This window comes from Herbaspirillum sp. Her4, assembly GCF_057961335.1.
In genome coordinates, this window is record NZ_CM176330.1 from 2,810,819 (window position 1) to 2,827,902 (window position 17,084).

Below are 17,084 nucleotides of genomic sequence, written 5' to 3' on the forward strand. Positions count from 1 at the left end.
GGGCCGCCCGCGGCCCTCTCATCACGGAGAACCAGCATCATGAACCACCGCATGGAGCGCGACACCTTTGGCCTGATCGAAGTCCCTGCCGATCGCCTGTGGGGCGCGCAGACCGAACGTTCGCTGCACCACTTCCACATTTCCACCGAGCGCATGCCGGCCGAGCTGATCGTGGCCCTGGCCGCCGTCAAGCGCGCCTGTGCCGCCGTCAACCGCGACCTGGGCAAGCTGGACGGCAAGAAAGCCGACGCCATCATCGCGGCGGCCGATGAGGTCATCGCCGGCAAGCATCCGCTGGAGTTTCCGCTGTCGGTCTGGCAGACCGGTTCCGGCACCCAGAGCAACATGAACATGAACGAGGTGCTGGCCAACCGCGCTTCCGAACTGCTGGGCGGCGTGCGCGGCGAGGATCGCCTGATCCACCCGAATGACGACGTCAACCGCGGCCAGTCCTCCAACGACATCTTCCCGACGGCCATGCACGTGGCGGCCTGCATGGCGGTGGCCACGCACCTGATTCCCTCGCTGCACACCCTGCGCGCCACGCTGGCGGACAAGTCCGCGCAGTTTGCCGACATCGTCAAGATCGGCCGCACCCACCTGCAGGACGCCACGCCGCTGACGCTGGGCCAGGAGTTCTCGGGCTACGTGGCCCAGCTGGATCATGCCGAGTCGGCCATCATCGCCACCCTCAATGCCATCTCCGAGCTGGCCGCTGGCGGCACGGCGGTCGGCACTGGTTTGAACGCGCATCCCGAATTCGGCGAGCGCGTGGCGGCCGAGCTGGCCAAGTACTTCGGTTTCCCCTTCAAGACCGCGCCCAACAAGTTTGCCGCGCTGGCCGGGCACGATGCCCTGGTGGCCGCGCACGGCGGACTCAAGACCCTGGCGGCAGCCATGATGAAGATCGCCAACGACGTTCGCTGGCTGGCTTCCGGTCCGCGTTCGGGGCTGGGCGAGATCACCATTCCCGAGAATGAGCCGGGCAGTTCCATCATGCCGGGCAAGGTCAATCCGACCCAATGCGAAGCCATGACCATGCTGTGCGCACAGGTGTTCGGCAATGATGTGGCGCTCAACATTGGCGGTGCCAGCGGCAATTTCGAGCTCAATGTGTTCAAGCCGGTGATCATTCACAACTTCCTGCAGAGCGTTCGTTTGCTGGGCGACGGCATGGCCAGCTTCGAGGAGCACTGCGCGCGCGGCATCGAAGCCAACCACAGCCGCATCGGCGATCTGATGGAAAAGTCGCTCATGCTGGTGACGGCCCTGGCCCCGCACATCGGTTACGACAAGGCTGCCAAGATCGCCAAGCAGGCGCATCACGACGGCACCACCCTGAAGCAGGCGGCGCTGGCGCTCGGTTATGTGACGGAAGAACAGTTTGCCGAGTGGATCAAGCCGGAGCAGATGACGCGGCCGGGTTGAAGCCGTACACGGGTTTGGCAGATGGGGCATGGCGTAATCGCCATGCCCTTTTTGCTGCTTGGAAACGAGGCTCAAGCCCCTGATTGCAAAGCCTTTTCAACCCCGTGTATATCTCTGTTGATTAGGGTTACGAATTGAAACATCTCAAGATTTCACCGCAGCCCCGGCGTATATTGCTTTCCTGCGCCAGATGCGTCTGCAAGCCGCACCAGGCAAGGATTACAGGCTGATACGGCTGCGTGGGGAACGCGGCCTTGATGCCATCCGGCAAGCATTCCAGACCTTCCAACTATTCTGAGACACCCCCGAGGGCAACAACATGAAAAAACTAGCGGCAATTGGCGTCTGTGGCGTGCTGGCGGTAGCCGGCCTGGTCGCCAGCGCTTCGGCCTATGCGCACGGGCGCTTCTATGGTGGCGTGGTGATCGGTGGACCAGTGTGGGTGCCGCCCCCGGTCTACTATCCGCCACCGGTGTATTACCCGCCGCCGGTCTACGTGGAGCGGGCCCCCGCACCGGTCTACGTGGAGCCGCAGCGCCAGGACTACTGGTACTACTGCGCCGAGTCCAAGTCCTACTATCCCTACGTCCAGAACTGCCCCAGCCCCTGGATGAAGGTCGTGCCCAATACGCCGGGCGTGCCGGGCAGTACGCCGCCGCAATAAGCCTTGCCCAAGCTACGTAATTCGTCGATCCCCGATAAAGGAAACATCGTGAAACCCCTCTACAAGACCGCCGCGACCGTGACCGCCGTCGGCGCCATGCTGGCGCTGGGTGGCTGCGTGAGCGTGCCGACCGGCCCGTCGGTGATGGCCATGCCCGGCAAGGACAAGACCTACGAACAGTTCCGCGCCGACCAGCAGCAATGCCAGCAATACGCCCAGGACGCCATCGGCGGCCAGGCCGCGCAGACCCAGAACAATGCCGCCAACAGCGCCGCAGTCGGCACTGCCGTGGGTGCCGTGGCCGGTGCGCTCATCGGTGCAGCTTCGGGCAATGCCGGTGCGGGCGCGGCCATCGGTGCCGGCGGTGGCCTGCTGGTGGGCAGTGCCGCCGGCAGCGATGCCGCCGCCGGAGGCAATTACTCGATGCAGCAGCGCTACGACATGACCTATACCCAGTGCATGTACAGCAAGGGTAATCAGGTGCAGCAGCCGGTGCAGACCACCACCGTCTATACCTATCGCCCGCGCTACTACGCACCGCCGCCGCCCCCGGGGTATTACGGCCCACCGCCGGTGTATTACGGTCCGCCACCGGGCGCGTATTGAACCCGCGCACAAGCCGAGCCCAGCGCCTGAACCGCCTCCTTGCAGGCGGTTTTTTCTTATGCAACGCAACATGGCGCGCTGCCGGTGCTATACTCGCCGCCATGCTTTTCCGAAAAGATCAACTTGCGAAAACCCAGCATTGGTGGCGCGCCTGAACGAGGCGGCCCGTTTTCACACAGCTTGACCATGTGACCATGATGCCGCCGGTTCCGGCGGCATTGTTTCTTCAGCTTCGGGACCGGCGGCATTCCAGAGATTAACGATCAGGAATGACCATGTCTTCGAACGCCACGAGCTCCACCCCCACCACCAGCAGCAGCTTGCCCGTCGTCCTCACCGGCGATCGTCCTACCGGTCCCTTGCACCTGGGTCACTACATCGGCTCGCTCAAGTCGCGCGTGGCGCTGCAGGAAACCTCGCGCCAGTTCCTGCTGCTGGCCGATACCCAGGCCATGACCGACAACGTCGGCCGCCACCAGAAAGTCACCGACAACGTGCTCGAAGTGGCGCTGGACTACCTGGCCGTGGGCATCGATCCCGAGAAGTCGACCATCTTCATCCAGTCCCAGGTGCGTGAGCTCTACGAGCTGTCGATGGTGCTGCTGAACCTGGTGACGGTCTCGCGCCTGGAACGCAACCCCACCATCAAGGAAGAGATCCGCCTGCGCGGCTTCGAGCGCGACATCCCGGCCGGCTTCCTGACTTATCCGGTCAGCCAGGCTGCCGACATCACCGCCTTCAAGGGCCAACTGGTGCCGGTGGGCAGCGATCAGTTGCCCATGATCGAGCAGACCAATGAACTGGTGCGCAAATTCAACGCCACCGTGGACCGCGAAGTGCTGGTCGAGTGCAAGGAAGTGCTCTCCGAAACCGGCCGCCTGCCCGGCATCGACGGCAAGGCCAAGATGAGCAAGTCGCTGGGCAACTCGATCGCCCTCGGCGCGACCCCGGCCGAGATCAAGCAGGCCGTACACCGCATGTACACCGACCCCAACCACCTGCGCGTGGATGATCCGGGCCAGGTCGAGGGCAATGTGGTCTTCACCTTCCTGGATGCCTTCGACCCCGACCGCGACGCCGTGGCCGAACTGAAGGCCCACTACACCCGGGGCGGCCTGGGCGACAGCGTGGTCAAGCGTCGCCTGGAAGGAATCCTGCAGGAGATGCTCGAACCCATCCGCACCCGTCGCGAAGAATTCGCCAAGGATCGCGGCGAAGTGCTGGCCATCTTGAAGCGCGGCACCGAACGCGCCAGCGCCGTGGCCGCGCAGACCATGTCGGAAGTCAACGCCGCCCTGGGCCTGAACTACTTCGGGTGACCCGGCTCGGCGCTTTTTGGCCGATAAATGAAAACCGCCGCATCCCAACAGGGTTTGCGGCGGTTTTTTACATGCCTGGGTGAAGTTTTTTACCGATTTTTGGTCGGCGTCATCGGCGGCAATTCCAGCAGCACTTCCAGTCCGCCTTCCTGCAGGTTGCGCAGGCGCAGCTGGCCGTGATGGTTCTCGGCGATATTGAGCGCAATGGTCAGCCCCAGCCCGGTGCCGCCGGTATCGCGCGAGCGCGAGGCCTCCAGGCGATAGAAGGGTTCGAACACCGCCTCCAGTTCGGACTCCGGAATGCCCGGCCCCTGGTCGCGGATGCGGATGGCGATCTTCTGCTGTTCCAGCGCGATGGACACCCGCGCCGACTTGCCGTACTTGCAGGCATTGTCGATCAGGTTGGTCAGGCAGCGCCGCAGTGCGCCCGGCTGGGCCAGCACGAAGGCGCGGGTACTGCCTTGCAGGGCCACATCCTGGCCGGCATCGGCGGCGTCGGCGCAGACGCTGTCGAGCAGGGAATCGATATCCAGCGCCTGGATCTTCTCGGAAGAATCCATGCTGCGCGCCAGGTCCAGCCCCTCCCGCACCATGCCGTGCATCACGCCCAGGTCGTCGATGAGCTTCTGCTGCAGCGGGGCATCGGTGACCTTCTCCAGCCGCAGGCGCATGCGCGTCAACGGGGTCTGCAGGTCATGCGTGATGGCCGCCAGCATGTGGGTGCGGTGCTGGATCTGGCGGCGGATGCGCGCCTGCATGGCATTGAAGGCGTGGGCCGCCTGGCGGATCTCGGTCGGTCCCGTCTCGGGCAGCGGTGCATGGTCGATGTCGCTGCCCAGGCGCGAAGCGGCTTGCGCCAGCTGGCGGATCGGGCGCGTGGCCATGCGCGCCACCAGCCAGGCCAGCATGGCGATCAGGACCAAAAACAGCAGAATGTATTGCAGCCCGAACAGACCGGCCGGCCCGCCCGGACCACGCCCGCGCAGGGCAGGCGGTTCGCCCGGCTGGTGCAGGCGCAGGCGCATGAGCGCCTGGTCATGCAGGCTGATGTAGATGACGCGGCAGGTATCGCGACGCGGTCCTCGTCCGTCGTCGGCACGCAGGGGCGGGCACTCGCTCTCGCGCTGCACGGCAATCTTGCGGTCCTCGCCCAGGCGTGCCTGCAGCATCTCTATCAGCGGGCTGGTGCTGGCATTGGGACCGATGGCGTCGTTCATGTCCTCCACCATGCGTGCCTCGAAACCGAAGTTGGTGGCGGCCTGCAGCACGATGGGGCGCTGTGCCGGCGGGATGTCGTCCACCGCCTGCACGATCTGTTCGACGCGGTCGGCCAGGTGCTGGAAGCGCAGTTCGCGCAAGGTATTGCGGCGCTCGTTGCCGGCCAGCCAGTTGGTGGCGAATACCGCCACCACGATCCCGCCCAGCAGCAGGAAGAAGATGCGGTTGCCGATGGAGCCAATGAAATTCTTCATGCCGACCGGCCTGCGCCTTCGGCCGTGACCGTGGTGGCCAGCACATAACCTTCATTGCGCACGGTCTTGATGATGGTCGGCGTGCGGGCATCGTCGCCCAGTTTCTGGCGCAGGCGGCTGATCTGGATATCCACCGAACGGTCGAAGGGATCGGATTCGCGGCCTTGCGTGAGTTCCAGCAACTGGTCGCGATTGAGCACGCGGTTGGGATGGTCGAGGAACACCTTCAGCAGCCGGAACTCGGCCCCCGACAAGGCCACCACCACGCCATCCTTGTTGACCAGGTGGCGTGCGGTGAGGTCCAGCGTCCAGCCGGCAAAGCGCATGGTGGCCACATCCGGCTGCGCCATGTTGGGCGGCAGTGCCTGCGTGCGGCGCAGGACGCTGCGGATGCGGGCAAACAGTTCGCGCGGCTCGAAGGGTTTGGCCAGGTAATCATCGGCCCCCATTTCCAGTCCGAGGATGCGGTCCAGCGGCTCGCCGCGTGCAGTCAGCATGATGACCGGCACCGAGGAGGTGGCGCGCAGGTTGCGGCAGAGGGTGAGGCCGTCCTCGCCCGGCAGGGTCAGGTCCAGCACGATCAGGTCTACCCGCGATTCTTCCAGCACGCGGCGCATTTCGCTGCCATTGGTGGCGGTGAGGGTGCGCAGGCCGTTGCTGTCCAGGTATTCGGCCAGCAGGGTGCGGATGTCGCGGTCGTCGTCGACGACGAGGATGTGAGTATTTGTATCCATGGATCGCATTATGCCGAACTTGTCCGTCCGTGCAGGGCGGATTTGTATCGGGTCTTTACAAGGAGCGGGGCAGAAATAAAACGATACCTGGGCAGCTCCCGTATATACAAAGCGATACAAATGACGCCACAGCGGAAAAACCGTTGATACACGCCGCCGGTTTAATGGGAACCATGCCAAGGCAGCACGTCGCTGCCGAACGCATCAGAGCACCATCCCCTGAAAGGAGCAAGCCATGTTGACAATGAAAAACCGTATCCTGGCCGGCATCGCCGCCGTGAGCATCAGCGCCGTGACCCTGTCGGCCTTCGCCCAGATGCCCCCGGGCGGCCCGGACGGCCCCCGCGGCCATGCCCCGAGCCCGGAACAGATCGCCAAGTTCGAGCAGATGCGCGCCAAGCACCAGGCCGAGCTGCACGACAAGCTCAAGATCACGGCCTCGCAGGAAGCCGCCTGGAAGCTCTTCCTTGACAAGACCAAGCCGGCCCCCTTCGACCAGGCCGGCCGTCCCAACAAGGACGAATGGGCCAAGCTGTCCACCCCGGAACGCCTGGACAAGCAGCTGGACATGATGCGCAAGCGTGAAGCCTTCGCCGAGCAACGCATCGCCGCCACCAAGGACTTCTACGCGACCCTGTCGCCGGAACAGCAGAAGATCTTTGATGCCGAACACGCCAAGATGGAACGCCATCGCTGGGAAAAGATGGAGCACATGCGCCACGGCGACCGCAAGGGCCCCCCGCGTGACGGCAAGCCGGCACCGGACGCCCCGCCGGCCAAGTAATCCCGGCCAGGCAGGACTTGCCGCTGCGCCGCAGGTGGGCGGATGCCTGATGGCGGCGCAGCGGGCAGTCCCACCCTTGCAGCCTTGCGTCTCCCCGCAAGGCTGTTCTTGTTGGTAGCCCGTGCAAGCCGGGCAATAGCTGGGTACACTGCGTGCCAGCCCGGACGCGGGGTGGCTGGCCGACAATGTTGCACGGCTGTCAGGCTGGTCGGAGAGAATGACGGCGGGCGGCCTTGCTCCGGCAGGAGGGGCCGCCTTCGCTTGTGCTTTCAGCTGGCGTTTTGCCTGTCGTGAAAGACAGAAAAATGTACAGAATCCTGCACAGATTCCTGTGCAGAACGTTGTACAGAAAAAAGAGCAGAAGGCAGTACAGAAATCTGTACTGAAAGAAATACATGAAAAAGCGCAGATAAATGCCGGCGGGCTGCCATGGTGGCGGCCCGTTGACGTGATTACTTGATGACGTGATCGGTTCACTGGTTTTCCTGACATGACAAATACTCCCAATTCCAAGCAGCCGTCTCCCTCCAACGCTTCATCTCGCGGCAGCATCCTGCGCCGCTGGTGGTTCTGGGTCCTGGTGGCGGCGCTGGCGGCCGGTGGCGGCTACAAGTGGTGGTCCAAGAAGAAGGCCGATCAGGAGCAGATGGCTGCCATGGGCGGCCCGGGCGGACGCCCTGGCGCAGGCGGCCCCGGTGGACCGGGCGCGCGCCGTCCCGGCGGTCCCGGCGCCTTCGCGAGCCAGACCATGCCGGTCGGCGTGGCCAAGGCCCAGGTGCAGAACGTCGATGTCTTCCTCAATGGCCTGGGGGCCGTGACCCCGACCGCCACGGCCACCGTGCGGGCCCGTGTGGATGGCCAGCTGATGAAGCTGCATTACAAGGAAGGCCAGGTGGTCAAGGCCGGCGACCTGTTGGCGGAGATCGATCCGCGCTCGCTGCAGGCCGCGCTGACCCAGGCCGAAGGGCAACTGGCGCGCGACCGCGCCTTGCTGGCCTCGGCCCGCCTGGACCTGAAGCGCTACCAGACCCTGCTGTCGCAGGACTCGATCGCCAGCCAGCAGGTCGATACCCAGGCCGCGCTGGTCAAGCAATACGAAGGCACGGTCAAGGCCGATGAGGGCAGCGTCGCCAGCGCCCGCCTGCAACTGTCGTTCACCCGTGTGACCGCGCCGATCAGCGGCCGCCTCGGCCTGCGCCAGGCCGATGTGGGCAACAACGTCACCACCAGCGATACCAACGGGCTGGTCATCATCACGCAACTGCAGCCGATCACGGCCATCTTCAGCATCCCCGAAGACAATATCCCCAAGGTCTTGCAGCAACTGCAGAGCGGCCGCAAGCTGCCGGCCCAGGCCTGGGACCGGGAGCAGAAGAAGAAACTGGCCGATGGCGTGCTGCTGACCATCGACAACGTGGTCGACTCCACCACCGGTACCGTCAAGCTCAAGGCGCAGTTCCCCAATACCGATTACGCGCTCTTCCCCAGCCAGTTCGTCAATATCCGCCTGCAGCTCAAGACCGAGGAGGGGGCCATCGTCATCCCGACGGCGGCCATCCAGCGCGGTTCGAAGGGCCTGTTCGTGTACGTGGTCAAGGAAGACAACACCGTCACCGTGCGTCCGGTCAAGACCGGTCCGGTGCAGGATGACCAGACCGTCATCACCGATGGCATCGCTGCCGGTGAAACCGTGGTCATCGACGGGATCGACCGCCTGCGCGAAGGTGCCAAGGTGGAAGCGGTGGCACGCGGCGGCGCGGATGATCCGGCCAACAAGCTGACTACCGAGAATCCGGAACGCCGTCATGGCAAGCGCGGCCAGGGTGGCCAGGGCGGTGAGGCAGGACAGGGCGGGCAGGGTGGCCAAGGCAACCTGAGTCCGGAAGAACGCCAGAAACGCTGGGCCGAAATCAACAAGCGCATCGACGCCGGTGAATTCGGCGAAGAGATCAAGAAGCTGCCCGAAGACCAGCGCCGCCAGAAGATGATGGAGCTGCGGCGCCAGCGTGAAGCGGCTGCCGGTGGTGGCAACGGCAGCAATACCCCCGCCAACAATGCAGGCAACGCCAACGGCGCCAAGTAAGCACAAGGCTCACGCATGAATCCCTCGCGCCAGTTCATCCTGCGGCCGGTCGCCACATCCTTGCTGATGCTGGCGATCCTGCTGGTGGGCATCGTGGCCTACCGGCTCCTGCCGCTGTCGGCCCTGCCCGAAGTCGATTACCCGACCATCCAGGTGGTCACGCTCTATCCCGGCGCCAGTCCGGACGTGATGACCTCCTCGGTCACCGCGCCCCTGGAACGCCAGTTCGGCCAGATGCCGGGCCTGAAGCAGATGTCCTCCACCAGCTCCGGCGGGGCTTCGGTGATCACGCTGCAATTCAATCTGGATCTGAGCCTGGACGTGGCCGAGCAGGAAGTGCAGGCCGCCATCAACGCCGGCAGCAACCTGCTGCCCTCGGACCTGCCGATGCCGCCGGTCTACAGCAAGGTCAATCCGGCTGATACGCCCATCATCACGCTGGCGGTCACCTCCAAGACCATTCCCTTGCCCAAGGTGCAGGACCTGATCGATACCCGCCTGGCGCAAAAGATTTCGCAATTGTCCGGCGTCGGTCTGGTGAGCCTGTCGGGTGGCCAGCGTCCGGCCGTGCGCATGCAGTTGAATCCGCGAGCGGTAGCCGCGCTAGGTCTCAACCTGGATGACGTGCGCACCGCCATTGGCAACGCCAACGTCAACCAGGCCAAGGGCAGTTTCGACGGCCCCACGCGCGCCTCCACCATCGATGCCAACGACCAGCTGCGTTCGGCCGATGAATACCGCAACCTCATCATTGCCTACAAGAACGGTGCGCCCATCCGCGTCTCGGATGTGGCCGATGTGATTGATGGTGCAGAAAACGTCCGCCTCGGCGCCTGGGCCAACCAGCAGCCGGCGGTGATCGTGAACATCCAGCGCCAGCCGGGTGCCAACGTGATCGCCGTGGTCGACAGCATCAAGAAGATCCTGCCGCAGCTGCAGGCCAGCCTGCCGGGTGCCATCGATGTCCACATCCTGACCGACCGCACCACCACCATCCGCGCTTCGGTGGAAGATGTGAAGTTCGAACTGCTGCTCTCGGTGGCGCTGGTGGTGATGGTGATCTTCGTCTTCCTGCGCAATGTGCCGGCCACCATCATTCCCAGCGTGGCAGTGCCGCTGTCGCTGGTGGGCACTTTTGCGGTGATGTACCTGGCGGGCTTTTCGATCAACAACCTCACCCTCATGGCGCTGACCATTGCCACCGGCTTCGTGGTCGATGATGCCATCGTGATGATAGAGAACATCTCGCGCTACATCGAAGAAGGCATGAAGCCCATGCAGGCGGCCCTGAAGGGCGCGGAGCAGATCGGTTTCACCATCATCTCGCTGACCTTCTCGCTCATTGCAGTGCTGATCCCGCTGCTCTTCATGGGTGATGTGGTCGGCCGCCTGTTCCACGAATTCGCGGTCACGCTGGCGGTCTCCATCCTGATCTCGGCGGTGGTTTCGCTGACCCTCACCCCGATGATGTGCGCGCGCCTGCTGCGCCACCAGCCGGAAGAAGAGCAGGGCTGGTTCTATCACAAGAGCCAGGCCTTCTTCGACCGCATCATCGCGCGCTATGGCGTGATGCTGGAATGGGTGCTGGAGCGCCAGAAGCTGACGCTCCTGGTGGCCGTGGCAACGCTGGGCCTGACCGTGCTGCTGTACGTGTTCGTGCCCAAGGGTTTCTTCCCGCTGCAGGATACGGGCGTGATCCAGGGCATCTCCGAGGCCACGCAATCGATCTCCTTCGGTGCCATGGGCGAGAAGCAGCAGCAACTGGCCAAGGTGGTGCTGGAAGATCCGGCCGTGGAAAGCCTCTCCTCCTTCATCGGCGTGGATGGCACCAACGCCACGCTCAACAGCGGCCGCATGCTCATCAACCTGAAGCCGCATGAAGAGCGCGATGTCTCGGCCTCGGACGTGATCCGCCGCCTGCAACCGAAGCTCACGCAGGCGGTGCCGGGCGTGACGCTCTACATGCAGCCGGTGCAGGACTTGACCATCGAAGACAGCGTCTCGCGCACGCAGTACCAGTTCACGCTGGAAGATGCCGATCCGGGCACGTTGAGTACCTGGGTGCCCAAGCTGATCGCACGTCTGCAGCAGGTACCGCAACTGGCCGACGTCGCCACCAACCTCCAGGACCAGGGCCTGCAGGCCTACATCGAGATCGACCGCAATGCCGCTTCACGCCTGGGCATCACCACGGCCGCCATCGACAATGCGCTCTACAACGCCTTCGGCCAGCGCCTGATCTCCACCATCTACACGCAATCGAACCTGTATCGCGTGGTGATGGAGGTCAAGCCGGAATTCCAGCGCGGCCCCGAGGCACTGGACAGCATCTTCCTGGTCACCTCGGCCGGCGGCAAGGTCCCGCTGTCCTCGATTGCCACCGTCACCGAACGCACGGCCCCGCTGGTGGTGAACCACATCGGCCAGTTCCCGGCGGCGACCGTCTCCTTCAACCTGGCCAAGGGCGCATCGCTGGGCGAAGCGGTCAAGGCCATCAAGGCGGCTGAAGACGAGATCGGTATGCCCGATTCCACCGTCACCAACTTCCAGGGCGCGGCACTCGCCTTCCAGGCCTCGCTGTCCAATACGCTGTGGCTGATCCTGGCGGCCATCATCACCATGTACATCGTGCTGGGCGTGCTCTATGAGAGCTACATCCATCCCATCACCATCCTCTCCACCTTGCCCTCGGCGGGTGTGGGTGCGCTGCTGTCGCTGATGATCTCGGGGACCGATCTCGGCATCATCGGCATCATCGGCATCATCCTGCTGATCGGCATCGTCAAGAAGAACGCCATCATGATGATCGACTTCGCGCTGGAAGCCGAACGGCACCAGGGCAAGAGCCCGCGCGAGGCGATCTACCAGGCTTGTCTGCTGCGCTTCCGCCCCATCCTGATGACCACCATGGCGGCACTGCTGGGTGCGCTGCCGCTGATGCTGGGCACCGGTGTCGGCTCCGAGCTGCGCCAGCCGCTGGGGATCACCATGGTCGGCGGCCTGCTGGTGTCGCAGGTGCTGACCTTGTTCACCACGCCGGTGATCTATCTCGGTTTCGACAGCCTGGGCCGCCGTCTGCGTGCGCGCTTCGGGCAGCGTGAGCCGGGCCATGGCGGCGAGGATGATGATGACGGCAAGCCGGCCACGCTGCCGCCGGCGGTGTAAGCGGATGCGCGCATGAATATCTCGCTTCCCTTCATCAAGCGTCCCATCGCGACCACGCTGTTGACCATCGGCATTGCGCTGGCGGGCATGGTGGCCTTCCGCCTGCTGCCGGTCTCGCCGCTGCCGCAGGTGGATTACCCGACCATCTCGATCTCGGCCTCGCTGCCGGGCGCCAGCCCCGAGACCATGGCGGCCACCGTGGCCACGCCGCTGGAACGCGCCATGGGCGCGATTGCGGGCGTGACCGAGATGACCTCGACCAGCTCGCAGAACTCGACCCGCATCACCCTGCAGTTCGACCTGAACCGCGACATCGACGGTGCCGCCCGTGACGTGCAGGCCGCGCTCAATGCCGCGCGCAACCTGCTGCCTACCGGTATGCCGAGCAATCCGACCTATCGCAAGGTCAACCCGGCCGATGCGCCCATCCTGATCCTGGCCATGACCTCCGACACCATGACCCAGGGCCAGATGTATGACGCTGCCGACAGCATCGTGGCGCAGAAACTGTCGCAGGTGCGCGGGGTGGGGCAGGTGAGCGTGGGCGGCAGTTCGCAGCCGGCGGTGCGCATCGAGCTCAATCCGACGGCGCTCAACAAATACGGCATCGGCAGCGCCGACGTGCGCACGGCCGTGGCCGCCACCAATGCCAATCGCCCCAAGGGTTTGCTGGAGGATGATGGCCGCAACTGGCAGATCTACGCCAACGACCAGGCCAAGACCGCCGCTGAATATGCGCCGCTGATCGTCTCCTACCGCAACGGCACGCCGGTGCGGGTGCAGGATGTGGCCGAGGTGCGCGACTCGGTGGCCGATGTGCGCAATGCCGGTTCTTCCAACGGCAAGCCTTCGGTGCTCATCATCATCAACCGCCAGCCGGGCGCCAACATCATCGAGACGGTCGACAACGTGCGCGCCTTGCTGCCGCAGTTGCAGGCCTCGATCCCGTCGGCCATCGACATGAAGGTGGTGCTGGACCGCACCCCGACCATCCGCGCCTCTCTGAAGGAAACCGAGTTCACCCTGATGCTGTCGGTGGCGCTGGTGATCATGGTGGTGTTCCTGTTCCTGCGCAATGCGCGGGCTACGCTGATCCCGGCGGTGGCCGTTCCCGTCTCGCTGATCGGGACCTTCGGCATCATGTACCTGGCCGGATTCAGCCTCGACAATCTTTCGCTCATGGCGCTGACCATTGCCACCGGCTTCGTGGTCGATGATGCCATCGTGGTGCTGGAAAACATTTCGCGCCACATCGAAGCCGGCATGAAGCCTTACAAGGCGGCCTTGCTGGGCGCGCGCGAGGTGGGCTTCACGGTGCTGTCGATGAGCATTTCGCTCATCGCCGTCTTCATTCCCATCCTGATGATGGAGGGCATCGTCGGGCGGCTCTTCCGCGAATTCGCCATCACCTTGTCGGTGGCCATCCTGGTCTCGCTGGTGGTGTCGCTGACGACCACGCCCATGATGTGCGCGCAGCTGCTGCGCCATGATCCTGAGGGCGATGCCGCGCGCCGCGAGCGCCGCCACCCGTGGCTGCAGAAGATTGCCGACCAGAGTGCGGCCATCTTCGAGGACATGCTGCTGGCCTACGAACGCACGCTGGCCTGGGCCCTGCGCGCTGCACCGCTGATGATGCTGATCCTGCTGGGCACGATTGCATTGAACGTTTACTTGTACAAGGCGATTCCCAAGGGCTTCTTCCCGCAGCAGGATACCGGCCGCCTGGTCGGCGGCATCCGGGGCGACCAGGCCATTTCCTTCCAGGCCATGCGCACCAAGCTCAACGAGTTCATCGACATCGTCAAGGCCGATCCGGCCGTCTCCGATGTGGTGGCCTTCACCGGCGGACAACGGCGCAACGGCGGCTTCATGTACGTGACGCTCAAACCGCTCTCTGAACGAAAAGACAGTGCCGACAAGATCGTGGCACGGCTGCGCATCAAGACCGCCAAGGTGGCCGGTGCGCGGGTGTTCCTGGTGCCGGTGCAGGACATCCGCATCGGCGCGCGGCAGAGCGATTCGCAGTATGAGTATTCACTCAAGTCGGACGATGTCGGACTCTTGCGCATCTGGGAGCCCAAGATTCGCCTGGCGCTGTCCAACCTGAAGGAGCTCGAAGACATCAGCACCGACCAGCAGGACAACGGCCTGCAGACCACGCTGACCATCGACCGCGAGACCGCCATGCGGGCCGGCGTCACGCCGCAGCTGATCGACTCCACCCTGTCGGATCTGTTCGGCCAGCGCCAGATCTCCACGATCTACAGCGGCATGAACCAGTACCACGTGGTGATGGAAGCGGCCCCGCAATACTGGCAGAGTCCGGAAACCCTGCGCGATACCTATGTCAGCCTGGCCGGCTCGTCCAATCTCTCGCCGACCACCTCCAGCCTCTCGACACCGCCGGCGCTGTCGGCAGCCGGCAAGTTGAATGCCAACACGGGGTTGGCGCAAACCATCTCGACGGCGGCATCGACACAGATCCCGCTGGCGGCCTTCTCGCGCTTCGAGCCCACCACCACGGCGCTGTCGGTCAGCCATGAGGGCCAGTTCGTGGCCTCCACGCTGTCCTTCAACCTGGCCGAGGGCGTGTCGCTGTCGCAGGCCACCGCCGCCATCGACCGCGCCATGGCGCAACTGGGCGTGCCGACCAGCGTGCTGGGCACCTTCGCGGGCACGGCCAATGCCTTCCAGGCTTCCACCTCCAGCCAGCCCATCCTGATCCTCACGGCCTTGCTGGCGGTGTATATCGTGCTGGGCATCCTGTACGAGAGCCTGATCCATCCCATCACCATCATCTCCACGCTGCCCTCGGCAGGGGTGGGCGCGCTGCTGGCGCTGATGGTGACCGGCACCGACTTCAGCCTCATTGCCCTGATCGGCGTGATCCTGCTGATCGGCATCGTCAAGAAGAACGCCATCATGATGGTGGACTTCGCCATCGATGCCGAACGCAATCGCGGGATGTCGCCGCGCGATGCCATCTTCGAGGCCTGCAAGCTGCGCTTCCGTCCCATCATGATGACCACCATGGCAGCGTTGCTGGGTGCGATCCCCCTGGCGATCGGCCACGGCGATGGCGCTGAACTGCGCCAGCCGCTGGGCATCTCGATCGTGGGCGGGCTGGTGGTGAGCCAGCTGCTCACGCTCTACACGACCCCGGTGGTGTACCTGTACATGGAACGCCTGAGCGCCTGGAGCCGCCGCCGCTTCGGCCGCAAGAACAAGACAGAAACCTCGGCGGCCTGAGGCTGCCGCCATGGAGAAACGCATGACGCATCAAGACCTGTTCAAACTCAAGCCCCTGCTGACCGTGCTGGCGGCCAGCTTCGCGCTGGCGGCCTGCTCGGTGGGCCCCGACTACGTGCGCCCGCAGATGGACATCGGCCCCGCCGTCTTCAAGGAAGGCCAGAACTGGAAGCCGGCCCAGCCGCGCGACCTCGCTGCCGATGGCAAGTGGTGGGAAATGTTCGGCGATCCGCAATTGAATGCGCTGGCCGAGCAGGTCGATATCTCCAACCAGAACCTGGCGCTGGCCGAAGCCAATTTCCGCAACGCCGTGGCGCTGGTGCAAAGCTCGCGCTCGGCCTATTCGCCGACGCTGGCGGCCTCGGCCGGTGCGTCGCGCGGACGGTCGGGTTCGGCCGGTTCGTCTTCCAGCACGTCCACTTCGTCGAATTCATCGTCCGGCAGTTCCAGTTCGGGCAGTGTGCGCAATTCCTATACCTTCTCGCTGACTGCCTCGTGGGAGGCGGACATCTGGGGCAAGGTGCGGCGCGATGTGGAATCCAGCCAGGCCAGCGCCCAGGCCAGCGCGGCCGATCTGGCCGGTGCGCGCCTGTCGGCGCAGGCACAGCTGGCGCAGAACTATCTGCAACTGCGCGTGCTGGACGCCCAGCAGCAATTGCTGGAAGACACGGTGCAGGCCTACCAGCGTTCGCTGCAGGTCACGCAGAACCAGTATGCCGCCGGTCTGGTGGCCAAGTCCGATGTGATCCAGGCGCAGACGCAACTGAAATCGGCGCAGGCCTCCGCGCTGGACAACGGCGTCACGCGAGCACAAGTGGAGCATGCCATCGCGCTGCTGGTGGGCAAGACGCCCGCTGAATTCTCGCTGCCGCGCGCACCGCTCACGGCCGTGGCCCCGCCGGTACCGCAGGGCGTGCCGTCGATGCTGCTGGAGCGCCGTCCCGATGTGGCCGCCGCCGAGCGCCGCGTGGCCTCGGCCAATGCCAAGATCGGCGTAGCCAAGGCGGCGTATTTTCCCAGCCTGACCTTGTCGGCCTCGGGCGGGTATCAAAGCTCGACCTTCGCCGACTGGTTCACGCTGCCGGGACGCGTCTGGTCGCTCGGTCCGCAACTGGCGCAAACGATTTTCGATGGCGGTGCGCGCGCAGCGGCCACCGACCAGGCCATTGCCACCTATGACGGCACGGTCGCCACCTACAAGCAGACGGTGCTGACCGCCTTCCAGGATGTGGAAGACAACCTGGCCGCGCTGCGCATCCTGGAGCAGGAAGCGGCGGTGCAAGGCGAAGCGCTGCAGGCCGCACGCCAGGCCGTCACGCTGGTGACCAATCAGTACAAGGCGGGGACGGTGAGCTACGTCAACGTCATCACGGCACAGGCCACCGCGCTGTCGGCCGAGCTGACTTCATTGAGCATCCTCAACCGCCGCATGGCCGCCAGCGTGCTGCTGGCCAAGGCGCTGGGCGGGGGCTGGGACGGGCATAGCCTGGATGACCTCGGCCCGCTGCAACAGCAGGTGGCCGACAAGGCCAAGGGATTGAAGGACAACGCAGCGCTGCGTTGAGTTGAATTGGGTGTGT

At 64.6% G+C, this 17,084-nt stretch carries 12 protein-coding genes; 10 read left to right on the forward strand and 2 right to left on the reverse strand.

Annotated elements, in window-relative coordinates; all coding sequences use genetic code 11:
* The first annotated feature begins 39 nt into the window (after window positions 1-39).
* From fumC to trpS, 4 genes are all read left to right on the forward strand, one after another.
* Window positions 40-1,428 carry a class II fumarate hydratase gene (gene fumC, locus ACWFUC_RS12700; RefSeq protein WP_134134844.1) on the forward strand — a complete coding sequence of 463 codons (1,389 nt, stop codon included), beginning with the start codon at window positions 40-42 and terminating at the stop codon, window positions 1,426-1,428.
* A gap of 319 nt (window positions 1,429-1,747) precedes the next feature.
* Window positions 1,748-2,092 (forward strand): hypothetical protein, encoded by a 345-nt coding sequence (locus tag ACWFUC_RS12705; RefSeq protein ID WP_034332345.1) that lies wholly within the window; start codon window positions 1,748-1,750, stop codon window positions 2,090-2,092.
* 48 nt (window positions 2,093-2,140) lie between these two features.
* Window positions 2,141-2,698: a glycine zipper family protein gene (locus tag ACWFUC_RS12710; RefSeq protein ID WP_489625055.1), complete on the forward strand. Its 558-nt coding sequence runs from the start codon at window positions 2,141-2,143 to the stop codon at window positions 2,696-2,698.
* Between the two features lie 275 nt (window positions 2,699-2,973).
* Window positions 2,974-4,017 (forward strand): tryptophan--tRNA ligase, encoded by a 1,044-nt coding sequence (trpS, locus tag ACWFUC_RS12715; RefSeq protein ID WP_489625056.1) that lies wholly within the window; start codon window positions 2,974-2,976, stop codon window positions 4,015-4,017.
* Between the two features lie 89 nt (window positions 4,018-4,106).
* On the opposite strand, the gene ACWFUC_RS12720 is transcribed toward trpS, so the two are convergent.
* Window positions 4,107-5,489, reverse strand: a complete 1,383-nt coding sequence (locus ACWFUC_RS12720; protein WP_489625057.1) for an ATP-binding protein — start codon at window positions 5,487-5,489, stop codon at window positions 4,107-4,109.
* Window positions 5,486-6,223, reverse strand: coding sequence for a response regulator (locus ACWFUC_RS12725; RefSeq protein WP_199900344.1), 738 nt, complete (start codon window positions 6,221-6,223; stop codon window positions 5,486-5,488). The genes ACWFUC_RS12720 and ACWFUC_RS12725 overlap by 4 nt, the downstream gene beginning before the upstream one ends.
* A 235-nt stretch (window positions 6,224-6,458) precedes the next feature.
* On the opposite strand from ACWFUC_RS12725, the gene ACWFUC_RS12730 reads away from it, so the two are divergent.
* The 6 genes from ACWFUC_RS12730 to ACWFUC_RS12755 all read left to right on the forward strand — a co-directional run bounded on the left by ACWFUC_RS12730 (window position 6,459) and on the right by ACWFUC_RS12755 (window position 17,068).
* Window positions 6,459-7,007 (forward strand): Spy/CpxP family protein refolding chaperone, encoded by a 549-nt coding sequence (locus ACWFUC_RS12730; RefSeq protein WP_039786102.1) that lies wholly within the window; start codon window positions 6,459-6,461, stop codon window positions 7,005-7,007.
* A gap of 217 nt (window positions 7,008-7,224) precedes the next feature.
* Window positions 7,225-7,467 carry a hypothetical protein gene (locus tag ACWFUC_RS12735; RefSeq protein WP_489625058.1) on the forward strand — a complete coding sequence of 81 codons (243 nt, stop codon included), beginning with the start codon at window positions 7,225-7,227 and terminating at the stop codon, window positions 7,465-7,467.
* Between the two features lie 30 nt (window positions 7,468-7,497).
* Complete coding sequence (locus ACWFUC_RS12740; protein ID WP_489625059.1) at window positions 7,498-9,090, forward strand: MdtA/MuxA family multidrug efflux RND transporter periplasmic adaptor subunit; 1,593 nt, start codon at window positions 7,498-7,500, stop codon at window positions 9,088-9,090.
* Between the two features lie 15 nt (window positions 9,091-9,105).
* Window positions 9,106-12,255, forward strand: a complete 3,150-nt coding sequence (locus ACWFUC_RS12745) for an MdtB/MuxB family multidrug efflux RND transporter permease subunit (RefSeq protein WP_489625060.1) — start codon at window positions 9,106-9,108, stop codon at window positions 12,253-12,255.
* A 12-nt stretch (window positions 12,256-12,267) separates the two neighbouring features.
* Window positions 12,268-15,504, forward strand: a complete 3,237-nt coding sequence (locus tag ACWFUC_RS12750; protein ID WP_286869175.1) for an efflux RND transporter permease subunit — start codon at window positions 12,268-12,270, stop codon at window positions 15,502-15,504.
* Between the two features lie 22 nt (window positions 15,505-15,526).
* Window positions 15,527-17,068 carry an efflux transporter outer membrane subunit gene (locus tag ACWFUC_RS12755; protein WP_134134856.1) on the forward strand — a complete coding sequence of 514 codons (1,542 nt, stop codon included), beginning with the start codon at window positions 15,527-15,529 and terminating at the stop codon, window positions 17,066-17,068.
* Window positions 17,069-17,084: the final 16 nt, after the last annotated feature.

Bases quoted from the DNA above. Each gene is read 5' to 3' on its own strand.
- fumC (WP_134134844.1), top strand. From the start codon at position 40: ATGAACCACCGCATGGAGCGCGACACCTTTGGCCTGATCGAAGTCCCT.
- ACWFUC_RS12705 (WP_034332345.1), top strand. From the start codon at position 1,748: ATGAAAAAACTAGCGGCAATTGGCGTCTGTGGCGTGCTGGCGGTAGCC.
- trpS (WP_489625056.1), top strand. From the start codon at position 2,974: ATGTCTTCGAACGCCACGAGCTCCACCCCCACCACCAGCAGCAGCTTG.
- ACWFUC_RS12720 (WP_489625057.1), bottom strand. From the start codon at position 5,489: ATGAAGAATTTCATTGGCTCCATCGGCAACCGCATCTTCTTCCTGCTG.
- ACWFUC_RS12725 (WP_199900344.1), bottom strand. From the start codon at position 6,223: ATGGATACAAATACTCACATCCTCGTCGTCGACGACGACCGCGACATC.
- ACWFUC_RS12730 (WP_039786102.1), top strand. From the start codon at position 6,459: ATGTTGACAATGAAAAACCGTATCCTGGCCGGCATCGCCGCCGTGAGC.
- ACWFUC_RS12735 (WP_489625058.1), top strand. From the start codon at position 7,225: ATGACGGCGGGCGGCCTTGCTCCGGCAGGAGGGGCCGCCTTCGCTTGT.
- ACWFUC_RS12740 (WP_489625059.1), top strand. From the start codon at position 7,498: ATGACAAATACTCCCAATTCCAAGCAGCCGTCTCCCTCCAACGCTTCA.
- ACWFUC_RS12745 (WP_489625060.1), top strand. From the start codon at position 9,106: ATGAATCCCTCGCGCCAGTTCATCCTGCGGCCGGTCGCCACATCCTTG.
- ACWFUC_RS12750 (WP_286869175.1), top strand. From the start codon at position 12,268: ATGAATATCTCGCTTCCCTTCATCAAGCGTCCCATCGCGACCACGCTG.
- ACWFUC_RS12755 (WP_134134856.1), top strand. From the start codon at position 15,527: ATGACGCATCAAGACCTGTTCAAACTCAAGCCCCTGCTGACCGTGCTG.